The 16481-nt window shown below is 68.7% G+C and carries 14 protein-coding genes; 3 read left to right on the forward strand and 11 right to left on the reverse strand.

Annotated elements, in window-relative coordinates; genetic code table 11:
• Nucleotides 1-120: 120 nt before the first annotated feature.
• A complete protein-coding gene (locus RR49_RS02515; protein WP_045246411.1) occupies nucleotides 121-1572 on the reverse strand; it encodes a tyrosine-protein kinase domain-containing protein in 1452 nt (483 codons plus the stop codon).
• 97 nt (nucleotides 1573-1669) lie between these two features.
• Here RR49_RS02515 and RR49_RS02520 point away from each other — a divergent pair, with 97 nt between their 5' ends.
• The 3 genes from RR49_RS02520 (at nucleotide 1670) to RR49_RS15045 (ending at nucleotide 5013) form a co-directional block, all read left to right on the forward strand.
• Nucleotides 1670-2413, forward strand: coding sequence for a CPBP family intramembrane glutamic endopeptidase (locus RR49_RS02520; protein WP_052671986.1), 744 nt, complete (start codon nucleotides 1670-1672; stop codon nucleotides 2411-2413).
• Between the two features lie 30 nt (nucleotides 2414-2443).
• Entirely contained in the window at nucleotides 2444-4246 is a 1803-nt protein-coding gene (locus tag RR49_RS02525; protein ID WP_048809375.1) for a DUF4012 domain-containing protein, read from the forward strand.
• 161 nt (nucleotides 4247-4407) lie between these two features.
• A complete protein-coding gene (locus RR49_RS15045; RefSeq protein ID WP_048809376.1) occupies nucleotides 4408-5013 on the forward strand; it encodes a hypothetical protein in 606 nt (201 codons plus the stop codon).
• Nucleotides 5014-5370: 357 nt separating this feature from the next.
• Here RR49_RS15045 and RR49_RS02535 read toward each other — a convergent pair whose 3' ends face one another.
• From RR49_RS02535 to RR49_RS15940, 10 genes are all read right to left on the reverse strand, one after another.
• Nucleotides 5371-6960, reverse strand: coding sequence for a chitinase (locus RR49_RS02535; RefSeq protein ID WP_211255129.1), 1590 nt, complete (start codon nucleotides 6958-6960; stop codon nucleotides 5371-5373).
• A complete protein-coding gene (locus tag RR49_RS16080) occupies nucleotides 6957-11405 on the reverse strand; it encodes a glycosyltransferase family 2 protein (protein ID WP_048809378.1) in 4449 nt (1482 codons plus the stop codon). Before RR49_RS16080 ends, RR49_RS02535 begins: the two co-directional genes overlap by 4 nt.
• 328 nt (nucleotides 11406-11733) lie before the next feature.
• Nucleotides 11734-12288 carry a 50S ribosomal protein L17 gene (gene rplQ / locus RR49_RS02545; protein ID WP_045246412.1) on the reverse strand — a complete coding sequence of 185 codons (555 nt, stop codon included), beginning with the start codon at nucleotides 12286-12288 and terminating at the stop codon, nucleotides 11734-11736.
• 48 nt (nucleotides 12289-12336) lie between these two features.
• Entirely contained in the window at nucleotides 12337-13326 is a 990-nt protein-coding gene (locus RR49_RS02550; RefSeq protein ID WP_045246414.1) for a DNA-directed RNA polymerase subunit alpha, read from the reverse strand.
• Between the two features lie 189 nt (nucleotides 13327-13515).
• Nucleotides 13516-13914, reverse strand: coding sequence for a 30S ribosomal protein S11 (rpsK, locus tag RR49_RS02555; RefSeq protein WP_045246416.1), 399 nt, complete (start codon nucleotides 13912-13914; stop codon nucleotides 13516-13518).
• A gap of 31 nt (nucleotides 13915-13945) precedes the next feature.
• Nucleotides 13946-14326 (reverse strand): 30S ribosomal protein S13, encoded by a 381-nt coding sequence (gene rpsM / locus RR49_RS02560; RefSeq protein ID WP_045246417.1) that lies wholly within the window; start codon nucleotides 14324-14326, stop codon nucleotides 13946-13948.
• A 170-nt stretch (nucleotides 14327-14496) separates the two neighbouring features.
• Complete coding sequence (gene rpmJ / locus RR49_RS02565; protein ID WP_022893853.1) at nucleotides 14497-14613, reverse strand: 50S ribosomal protein L36; 117 nt, start codon at nucleotides 14611-14613, stop codon at nucleotides 14497-14499.
• Nucleotides 14614-14687: 74 nt separating this feature from the next.
• The gene (infA, locus tag RR49_RS02570) at nucleotides 14688-14909 is read right to left on the reverse strand and encodes a translation initiation factor IF-1 (RefSeq protein ID WP_013583992.1); all 222 of its coding nucleotides are present in this window, start codon (nucleotides 14907-14909) and stop codon (nucleotides 14688-14690) included.
• A gap of 354 nt (nucleotides 14910-15263) precedes the next feature.
• Nucleotides 15264-16244: a hypothetical protein gene (locus RR49_RS02575; RefSeq protein WP_045246424.1), complete on the reverse strand. Its 981-nt coding sequence runs from the start codon at nucleotides 16242-16244 to the stop codon at nucleotides 15264-15266.
• A 4-nt stretch (nucleotides 16245-16248) separates the two neighbouring features.
• Nucleotides 16249-16481 (reverse strand): hypothetical protein (locus RR49_RS15940; RefSeq protein WP_211255130.1); only part of this gene is annotated, 233 nt, incomplete at its 5' end.

A 16481-nucleotide genomic window follows, 5' to 3' on the forward strand; every position in this document is an offset into this window, starting at 1 on the left:
GTCGCGCGCCAGCCATTTCGATTCGGTTCTTGTCAGGAGCACGATTTTTCCCTCATGTAAGAACGCTCGTCTGCGCCGGCAGATTCGAGGAGGCGGGTGCCCCCGTTCTTCGGCAGCTTGTCAGCCTTCGTCTCGGCCAGAGCCGGCGGACTTGGACGAGCGCTTGCCCGCGCCTTTCACCTTGTGTCCCGATGAGGTGTACGCGCCATAACCGCCGTATCCGTACCCGTACCCGTACCCGTATCCGTAGCCGTACGCATCGGGTCCCTTCACTGGAACCATGGATAGAACGGTGCCGCCAATCCGAGCCCCGACGGTCTCCAGCGCATCGAGGGCTGCTGACAATTGACCCTTGGTCGTGCGTCCAGCTGCGACGACGACGAGCGCGCCCGTGGCGGCCTTCGAGAGTACCGCCGCGTCAGTAACTGGCAGTAGGGGCGGGGCATCGAGAATGACGATGTCGAATTCGCGCGAAAGAACGTCGAGTAGCTGAGACATCTGGGCTGATCCGAGCAGCTCGCTCGGATTGGGAGGCACTTTACCTGCCGGCAATGCGTAGAGTGATCGTTGCCCCCAAGGCAACATCACATCGGTAAGACGCGCTCTACCGATTAGTACATCTGTCAAGCCGACACCGCCCTCGATGGCCAGATATTCCGCCACCTTGGGTTTACGTAAATCAGTATCTACAAGCGCGACGCGCTTGCCAGCGTCCGCGAGGGCGATTGCGAGGTTTACTGAAGTTGTGGATTTCCCTTCGGCCGGCAGGCTTGAAGTGACGACAAACACATGGCCGCCGTCCATCTCAAGAAACTGCAGGTTAGTACGAAGCGCCCGGAAGGACTCTGACCGGGCATTGTGTGGATCTGCCTGCAGAATAATCGGTCGCTCTGCGGCCCTCGGATCGAACGGTATGGCGCCGATAATCGGTCGATCTGTGACCGCTTCGACATCGCGAATCGATCGAACCTTCGTATCGAGGACGTGTCGCAACAGTGCGAACGCCACTCCCAGCGCCAGGCCGATCAGCCCCCCCAACGTCAGATTGAGAGGTACGTTGGGACTCACCGGAGCCGACGGCGCCGTCGCAGTCGTCGTCGTGGTCAGTTTGACCGGGCTCTCGCCCGAGGTCGTGGATGGTTCAATCTCGGGGACCGTTTCGGTGAGACTCTGGCTCACGGCGTTCGCAATGGAGGCCGCCTGTACGGGACTCGCGTCTGTTGCCGTGATCTTGATCAACGTGGTGTTCAAGGTGTTCGACGCGGACACGTTCTTTGCAAGATCGCTAACCGAGAGGCTGAGTCCCAGTTTCTGAATCGTCTTCGAGAGCACCGCTTGTTGTGTGACGAGGCTTGTATATGTCGTCACGCGGGCTTGCGTGAACGTATTTCCTTGCTGAAGCTCAGCCACCGTGTTGCCCTGCTGAGTCGACACGAACACCGTCGCCTCGGCCTGGTACATGGGTGTCCGCGTGAGTGAGTAGCCCGCGGCCGCCCCCAGCCCGATGAGGGTGATGGCGACGATGACGAGCCAGTTCTTTCGCAGAACTCTGATGTAGTCGCTGAGCTCCATGGCGCCTTTCCCCGGTGATACGGGCTTCATCCTGCCACAACGCATGTTTCTGACTGGTGACCGCGACGCAACGAACGTGCGCCGGTACTCTGGCCGCGTGACCGACCCGCTCACCGACGAACCTTCCCCCGTGAGCACACGTCGCGCGACCCGCCACCAATGGGGCTTGCGCGTGCTCGGCGTCTCGCTGTCGGCGCTGGCGCTCGCGATCCTCATCTCGGCCACCGCGCTCAGCGCCGCTGACCTTGCGACCGGCACTCTCATCGCCGACGTCGCGGTGCTCGCCGCGATGGCGACGGGAGTGGTCGTCGCCTTCGTCTACGGGGCGCCCCGGGGCATCCTTCGATTCCGTTCGCGAGACCTGCTCTACGGCGTCGTCATCGGACTCGCCCTGCGCCTCGCGCAGGGCCTTGTCGCCCAGGCGGCACAAGGAGGAGCGGCCGCCTGGCCCACCGCCACCCTCGATCTGCAGTGGGTCGTGTTCGGCGCCCTCGTGCCGGTCGTCGTCTCACCCCTTCTCGAGGAGCTCTGCTTCCGAGGGGTGCTGCTGCTCTCCGCCGACACCGTGTTCCGACGCCTCACGGGCAGCCGTGTGCTCGCGGGCATCGCGGCGACCCTCGTGAGCAGTGCGCTGTTCGTTCTCGCGCACGGGCTGACGTCGACGCTCGACGTCAGCGCCATCGTCTCGCTGGGCGCCGTGGCGCTCGTCACCAGCACGATCGTTCTCGTGCAGCGACGACTGTGGACCGCCATCGTCGTTCACGCAGTGTTCAACGTCACATTCGTCATCTTGCAGCTCGCAGGGTCCCTCGGCACCGCGGGGGCACCGGCGTTGTCGTGACAGCGGATGCCTCCCGCTTAGGGTGATCGCATGACCGCCGCCCGTGCACGCCGCCGCTCTCGCCACGCGCGCCGCTGGGCGATCTACGCCTGCTGGGGCGTGCTCGCCGTCGCCGTCGCCGTCGGAGCATGGGTCGGCGTGCGCGGAGCACTGGCCGCGCAGCATCTGCTCGAGGCGAAGTCACTCGCGAGCACCGTGCAGTCGAGCATCTCGAAAGACCCTGCCGGAGCACGTGCAGCTCTGTCGCAGCTCGAGGCCGACGCCAGCGAGGCCCGCGCCCTCACCAGCGACCCGATCTGGTCGGCGGCGTCGCACCTGCCCTGGATCGGCCCCCAATTGCACGCCGTCTCCACGCTCGCGACCGCACTGCATGCGACGTCGACCGACGTGATCGAGCCGCTCGTGTCGGCGACCGACAATCTCAATCTCTCGCTGTTCACCCCGAAGGACGGCGCCATCGACCTGACGCCCGTCGCGGCGCTCGCGCAGCCGTCTGCCGGCGCGGCGACCGCCGCGGCCCAGGCGAGCGCGGAGGTCAACAGCCTCGACCGTTCGGCACTCCTGCCCGCTCTGCGCGCACCCGTGACCGAGGCATCCGATCTGCTCAGCACTGTCGCCGAGGGCACCGACGCCCTGCGACGCACGACCGCGCTGTTGCCGGCGATGCTCGGAGCGGACGGCCCGCGCAACTATCTGCTGATGTTCCAGAATCCGGCCGAGCTGCGCACGCTCGGCGGCATCGCGGGCGCACTCGCCCTGGTGCACACCGATCACGGCAAGATCACGTTCACCGTCGAGGACATCCAGAAGGTACTGCCGAACACCGGTGAGCCCGTGACGACACTCGATGCCGCCACGCTGGCGCTCTTCAGCGAGAAGCCGGCGACCTACTACCAGAACGTCACCTCGGTGCCCGACTTCGCGACGGCCGCGCAGCTGCTGCAGGACTTCTGGAAGCGCACCCAGAGCACACCGATCGACGGCGTGATCAGCGCAGACCCGGTGGCGCTCAGCTATCTGCTGAACGCGACCGGCCCGCTCTCGCTGCGCACCGGGGACACCCTGAGCGCCGACAACGCCGTGCAGCTGCTGCTCAACGAGGTCTACCTGCGGTACGGCGCCGACACCCCCGCGAAGGCGAACGCGCAGCAGAACGCGTTCTTCGCGGTCGCGGCCACCGCTGTGTTCGACGCCCTCTCGTCGGGAAAGGGCGACCCCGCGAAGCTGATCGACGCGCTCGGACGGGCGGGCTCGGAGCGACGCCTGCTGATCGCGAGCAACCATCCGACTGAACAGGCCGTACTCGACGGCACCCTGCTGCAGGGCACGCTGCCCGAGGCATCCGTCGACCAGACCCCGGTCGCGATGTATCTCATGGACACGGTCGGATCGAAAATCGACTACTACCTGCAGGTCGGTGCGGATGTCTCGTGGTGCGGCGCACCTGCGGTGAACACCCCTGGGACGGCGTCACTCAACGTCACACTCACGAGCACCGTGCCCGCCGACGGGGCGACCGCTCTCCCCTGGTACATCACCGGCGGCGGGGCCTTCGGAACAGCCCCCGGCATCGTCGGTGTCGCGGTGACGGTCTATCTACCATCCGGCATGCAACTCGCGCAATCTGCATCGACAAGCACCGGGGCACCGATCACAGTGTTCAGCGACCGGGGCCGAACGGTGCTGAGGTGGAACGAAAACCTTGCGCCGCAAGGGAAGTCGGCGGTCTCGATCCGGCTCGCCACCGACCACGCGAGCGCTCCGCTTTCGCTGGTGACGACTCCGACTATTTACCCAATCGAAACATCTGGGCTGGGAAATACCTGCGGTTAGCCGCCATACTGGCTGTGCGGTGTCGATGGGGGTCCGCTAGCGGGGGTATCCGTTGGGGGAAACATTCATCGGACAGTTCGGCTGGCGCGGCACCGCAGAGAGCGACCGGTCCCCCCGTCGCAGATCTCCATCCCATCACTGCCACCGAACAGGAACACCACATGACGCACAAGATCAAGCGGGCCCTCGCCATCACGGCGATGGCGCTGATGCTCGCGGTGGGTGGCGCTTTCGTCGCACAGCCCGCCTTCGCTGCGGGTTACTCGGGCACCCCGAGCGACCCGACTCCGACCCCCGAGACGATTCCGGCCGGTGTGCCGATCCTCGCCCCGGGCGTCGCCCCTACTCTCCCTGGACCTGGCCAGTCGGCCACGTTCGCGCTCTCGGGTTACAACCCGGGTGAGGTCGTCACCTTCACCCTCACCGGTGAAGGCATCGACGCTGCTTCCCTCGCCACGATCATCAAGTCGGTCGTCGGCACCGCCTCGGTCACCAAGAAGGCGAACTCGTCTGGCCAGATCCTCCTTACGGTCAACATCCCCGTCGGCGCCAGCGGCTTCTCGCTGGGCGGCGGCAACCTGCCCGCCGTCACCGGCGGCGGAAGCAGCGGTACGACCACCAACCCCGGCAGCTCGCTCCCGCGCACGGGTGCGGACTCGACCATGCTGCTCACCCTCTGGGTGGCCGGCGGCGCTCTCGCCCTCGCGGGCGCGTCGATCGTGGTCGGCACGGCGGTTCGCCGCCAGCGCGCAACGGTAGCCAAGTAACTCCCCAAAAGCGAAGGGGCCCCGGACACTGTCCGGGGCCCCTTCGTCGTTCTCGGCTTTCGAGGACCCCCATCCTCGGCGCCGACCCGGGCCGACTCAGACTGCGTGAATCGCGTACGCAGCCAGAGCGATGACCCCCAGTGCGAGAAGCACGATGAGCACATACGCACTCCAGTGCACCCCCTGCCGCACCGGCGGACGGCGAGAACGTGACCGCGATCGCTTTGATGTGGGCACGCTCGAAAGCTAGCGGCCCCCAGTTACCGGCCGGTTACGCGGAGGGCACAGAGCACTATGCCGTCGCCCGAGCCGGGGTTACGACGTGGCTGCGGCGGGTCGGCGGGACGAGGCATCCGTCTACTGGCCGAGAACCTGCCACGGCGACCGCTCGTGATCGGTCTGCGACAGCGACGGATCGTCGCCCTGCGTCCACCACTTCGCGACGTACGGGGTCGAACCCACCTGCACCTTGTCACCGGCGTGATAGGCGACCGACGCCGACCAGGCCGCGTAGGTTCCGGGGGCGACGCTCGGCAACGCGTACGGCGTGTCGGTCGCCAGCACCGGGCCGACGAGCGTCCAGGCGCTCTCGGTCGCCGCGAGAGTCGGGTCATCCGGTTGGGGATTGCCCTGCGTCCAGTACTTCGCCACGTAGACGTTGCCGTGCCAGACGACCTTGACACCCACCGAGTAGGACTGGTCGGGCGACCAGATCGGGTACGGCGCCGTCGACGGGTCGTCGGAGGTCACCGGCGTCGGCACGCTCGACGCCGCCGGCGATGCGCTCGGCCGCTGCGTGAGCCCCGCCGACAGCACGGTCGCGAACGACTGCCCGCCCTGGTCGACACCGCTGCAGTCGGCCGAGACCACCTTCGGGTCGGGATAGTTCGGCCCGCAGGTGCGGTCGCGATTCAACGACCACATCGACATGCGGCCGATCGCCTTCGACACCGCGAACTCACTCAGCTTCTGCGCGTCGGCGATGGTGAAGACCTCGGATGTCACATCGTTCTGCCCGATCATCGGCGTGGCCCCGATCAGGGCCCATGCACCGCCCTCGGGAAGGGTGATCTTGGCCGCGCTCCACAGCGCTTCGACCTGGTCATGCGTCGCGCTCAACGCGTCGATCGCGACCTGCCCCATCGTCGCACCGCCGAGGTCGACGTTGTAGTCCATCGTCATCGCGTTCACACCCGAGAGCGTCACGCCCGCAGCAAGCAGCGTGCGCACCGCCGCCTGACCATCGGAGGTGAGCCCCTGACGACCCACCGGCAGCGTCACCCACACCTCGAGCGGCTGCCCCTTCGCCGCACGCTCCTTCTGCAGCGCGGCGACCGCCTGCGCCCGCCGTGTGGCGGCGGCCGTATCGGTGAGGGCAGCGCCCTCGATGTCGAGATCGATCGAGCCCACCTCGTAGCGGTCGATCACCGCCGCGTACGCCTTCTGCAGCGACGCCTCATCGGCGCACGCCGACGCGAGCTCGGTGTTCTTCTGACCGCCGAACGACACCATCGCGTCGCCCCCCTGGGAGCGCAGCTTCGCAAGACGGCGATCGAGGTCGAGAGCGGATGCCGCGGCATCCAATGTGTACGCGGCACCCCACGTGGGCACGCACTGATCCTTCGCCTGCGCGACGACGAACGCGAGCACGACCTCGCTCTCGGGGGCGCCCATCTCGGTGACGAAGTCCTGCTGCCGGGTTGTGGTCACATCGACATACGGGGCGAACCATCCGGTCAACGCGGCGGGCGTCACCTGCGCCTGACGCAACAGATACGGCACACCGAACGCACCGCCCGTGATGACCGCGGTGACGACGGCGAGCGCGAGCAGCACCCGCCACACGGACAACCGCTTGCCCTCGTGGCGGCTAGGACGGCGGGGGGCGCGCACGGGAGCGGTGGTGGTGCCGGAACCGCTCGCGTCACCCGTGGGCTCGACGCTCACTCCGAACCCGGCCACAGGTCACGCTGGCGGGCGCGCTTCGCGCGCGGAACCTGCTGGTCGGCGGCGTACTGCTGCGCGCGCTCGCGCGGCGGCACCGGAGCCCGACGGTCACCGTGGTAGCCGCGGTACTCGGGCTCGTCGGGCCACAGCGGGGTGCCCGTGGCCCGTTCGCGGGCGCGCGGCAGGATGCGATCCTGTCCCGGGTTCCAGTCGGCGGGCATCGGCTGTCCGGGCTCGGGCACCGATGGCCACAGCGGGGCGTTCTGCCACGCCGCGCGCTCGAGGTCGCGCATCTGCGGGCGCGTGTAACCCTGCGGTCCGTTGGCACCCGGGGCGACCTCACGGCGGCGCGGCGGGTAGTTCTGCGCCGGCGGGGCGGCCGGGTAGCCCGCCGCCGGGTAGCCGGGCGGGTAGGGCGCAGCGCCGGGCGCGGCGGGGTAGCCGGGCTGCGCCGGGTAGCCGTTCTGCGCCGGGTAGCCGTTCTGCGTCGGGTAGCCGGGCTGCGCGGGATAGCCCGACTGTGCGGGGTAACCCGACTGAGCCGGGTGGCCGTTCTGGGGGTAACCGGCGGGCGGGTTGCCGCTCGCCGGGGGCTGAGCGGGCTGGCCCGACTGCGCGGCATACCCCTGCGTGGGGTAGCCGCCCTGGGCGGGGCCGGCCTGCGCCGGGTAGCCGGGCTGCGCCGGGTAGCCCGGCTGCTGCGTGGGGAAGGCGTTCGCGCCGGGCTGGCCCGCACCCGCCGGCGGCATGCCGGGGTAGGCGGGAGCGGGCGGGTAGGCGCCGGGCACCGACGGCGCGGCCGGAGCGGTGAACTGCTGCGCCGGCGGGTAGGGCTGCCCCTGAGGCGAGCCGGTGGCCGGGTAGGCGCCGCCCCGGGGGTCGAGTACCCCATGGGGCTGGCCCGACGGCGCACCGTAGTGCGGAGCGAACGACGGTATCGGCGCCCCGGGGGGCACCGGCACCGCCTGCGCCCGGATCGGCGCCGCCTGCGGGTGCGACTGAGGGGCATAGACGGGCTGCGCGGGCGGCTGCGGATGGGCGTAAGCGGGCTGGGTGTAGGACGGCTGAGCGGGTGCAGCCGGCTGCGCGTAGTTCGGCGGAATCGGCGCCGCGTACGTCGGCTGCGTGGAGCCGGGCTGCGTGGGCTGCGCAAAGCCGGGCGCCGCGAACGGCTGTGCCCCGGCGCCGCTCGGCGGCGGCACAGGACGCGGCGGTGCGACGGGCATCTGCGGAGCGGACGCCTGCGGCGCCCCGGCACCCGCCGACGCCGCCGGCCGCTGCACCCACGGCTGCGGCTCCGGTCGCTCGTGCTGCGCGAAGAACGCCCGCTGGTGCTCCGTCACCTCGTGCAGCGCCTGCGCCTCGCCTTCGGCGTGCGCCGCGGTGGGGTGATACGGCCCCACGACATGCACGTACGGACTCGCCGTCTCGGGCGACGCGGGTGCCGGCTGCGAGGCGACGGATGCCGCGGCATCCACAATCTCGACCGGCGGCGGCATCGGGTTCTCCCGCTCCGCCGCGGCACGCGCGGCGTTGGAGCGCTCGCGCTGAGCCGCACGCCACGCGGCCGCGCGCTCGGCGGGGCTCTCCGAGTGCGACCCGATCGGTGCGACAGGGATCTGCGTCTCGTCGCGCTCGTAATCGTCGGATGCCGCGGCGTGACGCGGCGACACGGGAGGAGTGATCCCGGCAGCGAACACGGGCACGGCAGGGGCCTCGGCGTCGACGAGCGCCGGGCGGGGCGCGGCATCCGATCGGTCGTCCTGCGCGACCGCCTGCAGCAGTTCCTCGACAGCCTCGACCCCGGCGAACTCGGCCGGCACCGTGACCGCGCCGGTCGCATCGGCGGCGAACGCCGGCGCGGGCACGGCATCCGGCTCGAGGACCGGGGGACGGTCGGAGACCATGCGGCCCTCTGCATCGACCACCGCGAGCTCCGCGTCGATCTCGACCCCGGCGAACGGCGTTCCGGATGTCGGCGCGACCACGGGCGGTTCGGCGGCGGGCTCTGCGGCGGGCGCCGCGAGCGGCTCGGTGACGGGCGCCGCAGCCGCGCCGGCCACCGGCGCCGCGGGGCGCGCCACGCGCGGCTCGGCGTCGATCACCGGCAGCTCGATCGTCTGCGTCGGCACGTGCTTCTTCTTCACGGGAGGAGTCGCCGCCGCGGACGCCACCGGCACGGCGACAGGCGTGCGCCGGCGACGGCGCACGCGACCCTTGCGCCCCTCGGCGCCCGGCGGGGCAGGGCCGACCTCGAGCGCCTCGCGCCAGTCGAACTCCTCGACCGCCGCGGCCTGGCGCACACGCTTCGGCTTCTTCTCGACCCACATCCAGTCGGTCAAGCCGATCCACAGGTCGATGATCGAGTTGCGGATGCCGATGTACGCGAGGATCGCCCACGACGCGCACACCGCATTCACGACCGCGAAGGCGAAGTTGCCCCAGTTGTGGTTGACGAACGCGAGCCAGCCGACGTAGATCGAGAAGAACACGATCGCGTACGGCGCGACGATGTAGAGCAGCGGCGCACCGGTGCGGTCGGCGACCTTCGGGGTGCGGGCGAACGGGATCTTGCGCCCCGTCACCGCCTGCTCGATCGACTTGATGACGCCCGCGAGGTTCACCGGCAGCAGGATCAGGTTGAAGCCGTAGATGCGCACGACATCCATCGCCTTGTACCCGGTGTAGCGCAGGTCGAAGGCCATCGCGATGAAGTACGGGAGCGCGCCCGCCAGCACGAGCGGGCTCACCAGACGGTTGTCGTACGGGTAGGCCAACAGGAAGACGAGGCCGAAGCTCGCCCACGCGATCGAGGCCATGTAGTTCACCCGGATCGCGAGCTCCATGGCCTTCATCGGATCGCCGGCCTTGCGGCGCTCCTTCGCGGTGCGCCAGAGCTTCGGCATGATCAGCAGGCCGCCGTTCGCCCACCGACGGCGCTGCACGATGAGCGAACCCCAGTCCGGCGGCGTCGCCGAATAGCTCAGCCGCTCGGGGTAGTTCACGAGCGACCAGCCGTGCTCCCCCAGGTCGACGCTCGACTCGGTGTCCTCGATGACGGTGCGGTCCTGCACGTAACGGCGCACCTCGAAGCCGTTCTCGACATCGATCTGCATGATGTCGTCGAGAGCGTCCATACGGATGACGGCGTTCGCCCCCACCCAGAAGGTCGCGTTGTGGGCGGTCATGCCCTGGTGCAGGATGTGCTGCAGATCGGTGGTCGCGCCCGCCAGCCGCTCGATGCGCGTCGGCGCACCGCGGAACGACGAGTACGGCGTCTGCGTCACCGCGACCCGCTCGTTACCCGGCTGCTCGAGGAAGTAGACGAGGCGCAGGCAGTACTCGCGCAGCAGCAGCGAGTCGGCATCGAGAGTGAGCACGAAGTCGCAGTACGGGATGCTGACGGCGTTCGCCGCGCCCGCCGGAGCCGGCATGAGCAGCAGACCCTCGTCGGACTCCACCTCGAGGTAGCGGCCGCCGATGAGCCCGATGTACGAGTTCAGGTTCATCGCCTTGTTGGCCTCGGCCGACAGGTTCGCGTAGCGCTTGCGCTCGAACGCGCCGATCTCGACCGTGAAGATCCACGCCAGACGACGGTGCAGCTGCATCAGGCGCGCGAGCGGGATCTCCTCGCCACCCGCGAGCGCGGCGCGCAGGTTGAGCTCGGTCGCCTCGAGGTCGCCCGCGAGCCCCAGCAGGATCTCGTCGATGTAGAACGCGTCGACGTGGTCGTCGCGGTGCTCCTGCGCGGCCTGGTCGCGCAGCCAGGCGGCACCGAACCCGTACTCGATCGCGAGGCGCTCGATCGCGCCCTCGGGAAGCTCGCGCTCGTCACCCGCCACGAGCAGCTCGTGCTCGAGCGTCAGCAGCGCCTCGCCGAACCTCTCCCGCGGAACCCGGAGGCGCTCCATGATCTCTTCCGGGATGCCGCGGGTCTCCGTCAGACGCGCCAGCACATCCGGCTTCGTCGGATTCGGGCTGTCATCGATGAGCAGCACGATGCGCTGCGACGGGTACTCCTGCAGCGCCGCCGACCAGATCGTCTTGCGGATGACATCCGGCTCCTCGGCGTACGAGGGGATGAGCACTGTGAGAGGGCGGTCGTGGTGGAAGAAGTGACGGTCGAGCTCCGCACGCGTCACACGCACATGCTCGACGAAGCGGTTGAAGGCACCCTGCCGCTGGATCAGGTACATGAGCGCAGAGAACGTCAGCGCCGTGACCACCACGACGTACGAGAGCGCTTCGACCACGCGCCAGCCGTTGCCGAATCCGTCGGTGAAGAACTGGTTCACCACGACGCTCAGCACATAGATCGCCCAGATGACGATCGTGAGCTGGATCGCCAGACGACCGAGAGCGAGCTTCGCGGCGGACGGGCGTCCGTGCACGGCGGAGAGAGGAGCGGGGTCGCGCTCCGTACCCCACTGCCGGCGTCGCGCCATGGGCTCTTCTTTGCTGTATTCGGGACGGGCGGCGCGGGGTCTGCGGATGACCCCGGGGCATCCTGCACGGGACACTCCGGGGCCATCGATGACCCTCGTTGCGTGGCCGGGTGAGCCGGGGGTCTACGCGTTCGGGTTCGCGCCTCCATCGACGCTAGGGGAATCGGCCGAGCAGAGGTGCCCACTTCGCGAAGCCTTGACATTCGAATTGCGGTCTTGCGGAAATCTTGCGGAAATCTTGAGGTTTCTGGGTCCGGTACGACGCCCGGAAACGACGATGGCCCGCACCCTCAGCGGGTGCGGGCCATCGAACAGCGGATGCTGCGGCTTACTTGGCGTCCTCGTCGGCCGCGGTCTCCTCGGCGGGAGCCTTGGTCTCGGCGACGTCAGCCTCGGGAGCCTCCTCGACCGGAGCCTCGACGACCTCCTCGGCGGGGGTCTCCTCGACCGGAGCCTCGGCAGGGACCTCGGCCGGGGCGGCCTTCGGAGCAGCAGCCTTCTTGGCAGCCGGCTTCTTCTTCGCGACCGGCTCGAGCACGAGCTCGATCACGGCGAGGGGCGCGTTGTCACCCTTGCGGTTGCCGACCTTGGTGATGCGGGTGTAGCCGCCCTCACGCTCGGCGACCAGCGGCGCGATCTCGGTGAAGAGGACGTGCACGACCTCCTTGTCACCGATCACGCTCAGCACGCGACGACGCGCGTGCAGGTCGCCGCGCTTCGCGAACGTGATGAGACGCTCGGCCAGCGGACGCAGGCGCTTGGCCTTGGTCTCGGTGGTCGTGATCGACTTGTGGGTGAACAGCGCCGCGGCGAGGTTCGCAAGCAGCAGGCGCTCGTGGGCGGGGCCGCCTCCGAGGCGGGGACCCTTCGTGGGCTTAGGCATGTCTCAATCGCTCCAGTGTGTGGTCGAAGTCTTCGGTGTCTGCGGGTGTCAGACGGTCTCGTCGTCGTAGCCGCCGTAGAACTGGGCGCCGTCGAAACCGGGCACCGAGTCCTTCAGCGACAGACCGAGCGAGACGAGCTTGTCGCGCACCTCGTCGACCGACTTCTGACCGAAGTTGCGGATGTTCATGAGCTGCGTCTCCGAGAGGGCGACGAGCTCGGCGACGGTGTTGATGCCCTCGCGCTTGAGGCAGTTGTACGAACGCACAGACAGATCGAGGTCCTCGATCGGCATCGACAGCTCGTTCGAGAGCACCGTCTCGACCGGCGCGGGGCCGATCTCGATGCCCTCGGCCTCGACGTTCAGCTCGCGGGCGAGACCGAACAGCTCGGTGAGCGTGCGACCGGCCGAGGCCACCGCGTCGCGCGGGGCGATCGCAGCCTTGGTCTCGACGTCGAGCACGAGCTTGTCGAAGTCGGTGCGCTCACCGGCACGCGTCGCGTCGACGCGGTAGCTGACCTTGAGCACCGGCGAGTAGATCGAGTCGATCGGGATCTGCCCGGCCTCGGCGTACTCGTTGCGGTTCTGGGTCGCCGACACGTAGCCGCGGCCGCGCTCGATGGTGAGCTCGAGCTCGAAGCGAGCGGTGTCGTTGAGCGTCGCGATGACCAGCTCGGGGTTGTGCACCTCGACACCGGCCGGAGCCGAGATGTCGGCGGCCGTGACCTCGCCGGCGCCCGTCTTGCGCAGGTACGCGGTGATGGGCTCGTCGCGCTCGCTAGAGACGACCAGCTGCTTGATGTTGAGGATGATCTCGGTCACATCCTCCTTCACACCGGGGATGGTGCTGAACTCGTGGAGGACTCCGTCGATGCGGATGCTCGTGACGGCCGCGCCGGGGATCGACGAGAGGAGGCTGCGACGCAGCGCGTTTCCGATGGTGTAACCGAAGCCGGGCTCGAGCGGCTCGATGACGAAACGGCTACGGAACTCCTCGATCTTCTCCTCGGTCAGAGTGGGACGCTGTGCGATGAGCACGATGTGTTCCTTTCGGCTAAGTGCCCGCTATATGACACTTTGCTGGTGTTGAGGTGTTGAGTTGTGATCAGCGGATGCCACGCGCGCGCCGTGCGATCGCTCGACGCGCGGGCCGCGGCATCCTGTCAAACAGCGGATGCCGAGACCGCTCACCCGACACGCGGGAGGAGCGGCCCCGGCTCCGGACAATCAGACGCGGCGGCGCTTCGGCGGACGGCAGCCGTTGTGGGCCTGCGGCGTCACGTCCTGGATCGAGCCCACCTCGAGGCCGGCGGCCTGCAGCGAGCGGATCGCGGTCTCGCGGCCCGAACCCGGGCCCTTCACGAAGACGTCGACCTTCTTGACACCGTGCTCGGCGGCCTGACGGGCGGCCGACTCGGCGGCCATGCCGGCCGCGTACGGGGTCGACTTGCGCGAGCCCTTGAAGCCCACGCCACCGGACGAGGCCCAGCTGATCACAGCGCCCGACGGGTCGGTGATCGAGACGATCGTGTTGTTGAACGTCGACTTGATGTGGGCCTGGCCCAGCGCGATGTTCTTCTTCTCCTTGCGGCGCGGCTTGCGCGCAGCGGTCTTGGGTGCAGCCATGCGAATTCTCTCCTAAACCTTCTGGCGCGCTTTACTTCTTGCCGGCCTTCTTCTTGCCCGCGACCGTGCGCTTGGGACCCTTGCGGGTACGCGCGTTGGTCTTGGTGCGCTGACCGCGCACGGGCAAGCCACGACGGTGGCGGAGGCCCTCGTAGGAACCGATCTCGACCTTGCGGCGGATGTCGGCGGCCACCTCACGGCGGAGGTCACCCTCGACCTTGTAGGTGCCCTCGATGTAGTCGCGGAGGGCGACGAGCTGGTCGTCGGTGAGGTCCTTCACGCGGATGTCCTCGCTGATCTCGGTCGCCTTGAGGATGTCGATCGAGCGGGTACGGCCGATGCCGTAGATGTAGGTCAGGGCGATGACCACGCGCTTGTCGCGCGGGATGTCGACGCCGGCGAGACGTGCCATGCGGCTCTCCTAGGAGTGTCGTCGGAGGTGTGGAGCAGGATCGGTGCTCGGGCCTCCGACCCGAGGTGTCCCCCGCGTGATGCGGGTTCTGATCCTGCCTGGTGTGGTGTGTTCAGTTGTGGGGTTCGGGATGCCGCGGCCCGCGGCATCCCGACGAAGCTTCTGTCTGCTCAGCCCTGGCGCTGCTTGTGGCGCGGGTTCGACTTGCAGATGACCATCACGTTGCCGTGGCGGCGGATGACCTTGCAGTGGTCGCAGATCGGCTTGACCGAGGGGTTGACCTTCATGATGCGTTTCCTGTTCGCTGTCTTCGTTCCCCCGCCGGAGCCGGGGACGTTACTTCTCGACCGGAGTGCTGCCGTCAGCGGTAGCGGTAGACGATGCGGCCGCGGGTCAGGTCGTAGGGGCTGAGCTCCACGACCACGCGGTCTTCGGGGATGATGCGGATGTAGTTCTGCCGCATCTTTCCGGAGATCGTTGCCAGCACCTTGTGACCGTTGGTGAGCTCGACGCGGAACATCGCGTTGGGGAGCGCCTCGGACACCGTGCCTTCGATCTCGATGACACCGTCTTTCTTTGCCATAGCCTCGCTGACGACGGGCAGACCGGTCGGTCTGCGGTGGATGGGATTCGGTGCAACGACACGCCAATACAGGCGCAAAGCACCAAAGATCAATCGTACGTGATATCGGATGCCCCGGCAACCCGGGCGTGTCGGTGGGGGTCGCGGCGTGCGGTCGCGCGGCGCGGCGTGCGGTCGCGTGGTGTGGTGTGGCGTGGCCTGGTGTTGTCGCGACGTGTGGCGTGGTCGGGTGGTGTGGTGTGGTCGGGGTCGTGCGGTGGGGTGTGACGCCCATCCACTTTCGCCGAGTCAACGACTTCTCGCCGAATCCACTCGCCGCCGGCGGGGCGGGGGGGGCGAGGCAAGCGGGACGAGCTAGTGAGGCGGGCGCACGCCGAACGCAGCGAGACGCGCGAGGAATCGATCGGGAGTCGCGATGTCGGCGGACCCCCAGCGGATGACCCGGCGACCTGTGACACCCCGAATCCAATCCTCACGCTCCTTCTCGCGCCACAGCACCTGCTCCATTGAGACGTCCGGGCCGCGCAGCGCGGGATCGGCGTACTTCGCGCGGCCATCCACCTCGGCCCACGCGTCGACGTCGTCCAGCGACATGTCGACATAGAACGTCTCGCCGCGGGGACCGCCGACCGGCACCTGGAGACGCGGGCGCGCGAAGCCCGCATCGAGGAGGCGAAGTCGACTGACGCTCTCCGCGGGGAGCTGAGCGCGACCGTCGGCCATCTCGAGGATGCGCCGCGCGCGTCGCACCCCGCGACGCCCCGGCGGCAGATGGGCTGCCACCTCACGGCAGAACCCGTCGTGAGCGACATCGTCGTAGGTGTGCGAGGAATCGACCCACGCCACGCCCCGAAGCGCGGCATCGATGACCGACACAGCGATCTCCGGCGACTCGGTGGCGAGGACATCCGCGACTGTCAGCGCGAGATCCGTGCATCTGACGCCACCGACGCTCGTGACATGCACTGGGTCGAGGTCGCGGCGATGTCGGGCGATGCGTGGATGAGCCGACACTCGCCCGTCGACGGCCGTCGACGACACGTGCACCGGGTGCGTGCGGGTTCCGTAGACCGGAAGCCCATGCAGGACCGCTGCCGACAGATGGGAGAACACGTGCGCGGCACCCGATTCACGGCGATCGACCGCGGCGATGTGCACAAGATGGCGGTCCTCCGGCCGCAGCGCGTCGATCGAAGTGGCATCGGCATAGAGTCCGCGCCCCAGACGACGCAGCGACCCCGACTCGACGCGGCGGCTCAGCTCGCGTTCGGCCATGCCGAATCGGAGCAGCGCGGCGCGGGTGCGAATCGCGCGGCGGGCGGCGGGGACATCCATCGCCTCACTCTGCGCCGCCCCGATCCGTCGGCGACGCCGCCCGCGGCATCTGTGGGACCCGCCCGCTCCCCCGCCAGCCGGGGAGGATGCGGCGGCGCGACGGCGAGCGCTCGCGCACTCCCGGCGGCGCCTCATCGAATCCACCCCGCCCCGCCGACTCCACCCCCTCGCAGCACTGCTGACGGCTGGAATCGGCGCCGAGAGATGGATTCGGCGAGTGGGGGGGAAGGGGGGAGG

The organism is Microbacterium ginsengisoli (assembly GCF_000956535.1).
GTDB classification, from domain to species: domain Bacteria; phylum Actinomycetota; class Actinomycetes; order Actinomycetales; family Microbacteriaceae; genus Microbacterium; species Microbacterium ginsengisoli.

Bases quoted from the DNA above. Each gene is read 5' to 3' on its own strand.
- RR49_RS02525 (WP_048809375.1), top strand. From the start codon at position 2,444: ATGACCGCCGCCCGTGCACGCCGCCGCTCTCGCCACGCGCGCCGCTGG.
- infA (WP_013583992.1), bottom strand. From the start codon at position 14,909: ATGGCAAAGAAAGACGGTGTCATCGAGATCGAAGGCACGGTGTCCGAG.
- RR49_RS15045 (WP_048809376.1), top strand. From the start codon at position 4,408: ATGACGCACAAGATCAAGCGGGCCCTCGCCATCACGGCGATGGCGCTG.
- rplQ (WP_045246412.1), bottom strand. From the start codon at position 12,288: ATGCCTAAGCCCACGAAGGGTCCCCGCCTCGGAGGCGGCCCCGCCCAC.
- rpsK (WP_045246416.1), bottom strand. From the start codon at position 13,914: ATGGCTGCACCCAAGACCGCTGCGCGCAAGCCGCGCCGCAAGGAGAAG.
- RR49_RS02515 (WP_045246411.1), bottom strand. From the start codon at position 1,572: ATGGAGCTCAGCGACTACATCAGAGTTCTGCGAAAGAACTGGCTCGTC.
- RR49_RS02575 (WP_045246424.1), bottom strand. From the start codon at position 16,244: ATGGATGTCCCCGCCGCCCGCCGCGCGATTCGCACCCGCGCCGCGCTG.
- RR49_RS16080 (WP_048809378.1), bottom strand. From the start codon at position 11,405: ATGGCGCGACGCCGGCAGTGGGGTACGGAGCGCGACCCCGCTCCTCTC.
- rpsM (WP_045246417.1), bottom strand. From the start codon at position 14,326: ATGGCACGTCTCGCCGGCGTCGACATCCCGCGCGACAAGCGCGTGGTC.
- rpmJ (WP_022893853.1), bottom strand. From the start codon at position 14,613: ATGAAGGTCAACCCCTCGGTCAAGCCGATCTGCGACCACTGCAAGGTC.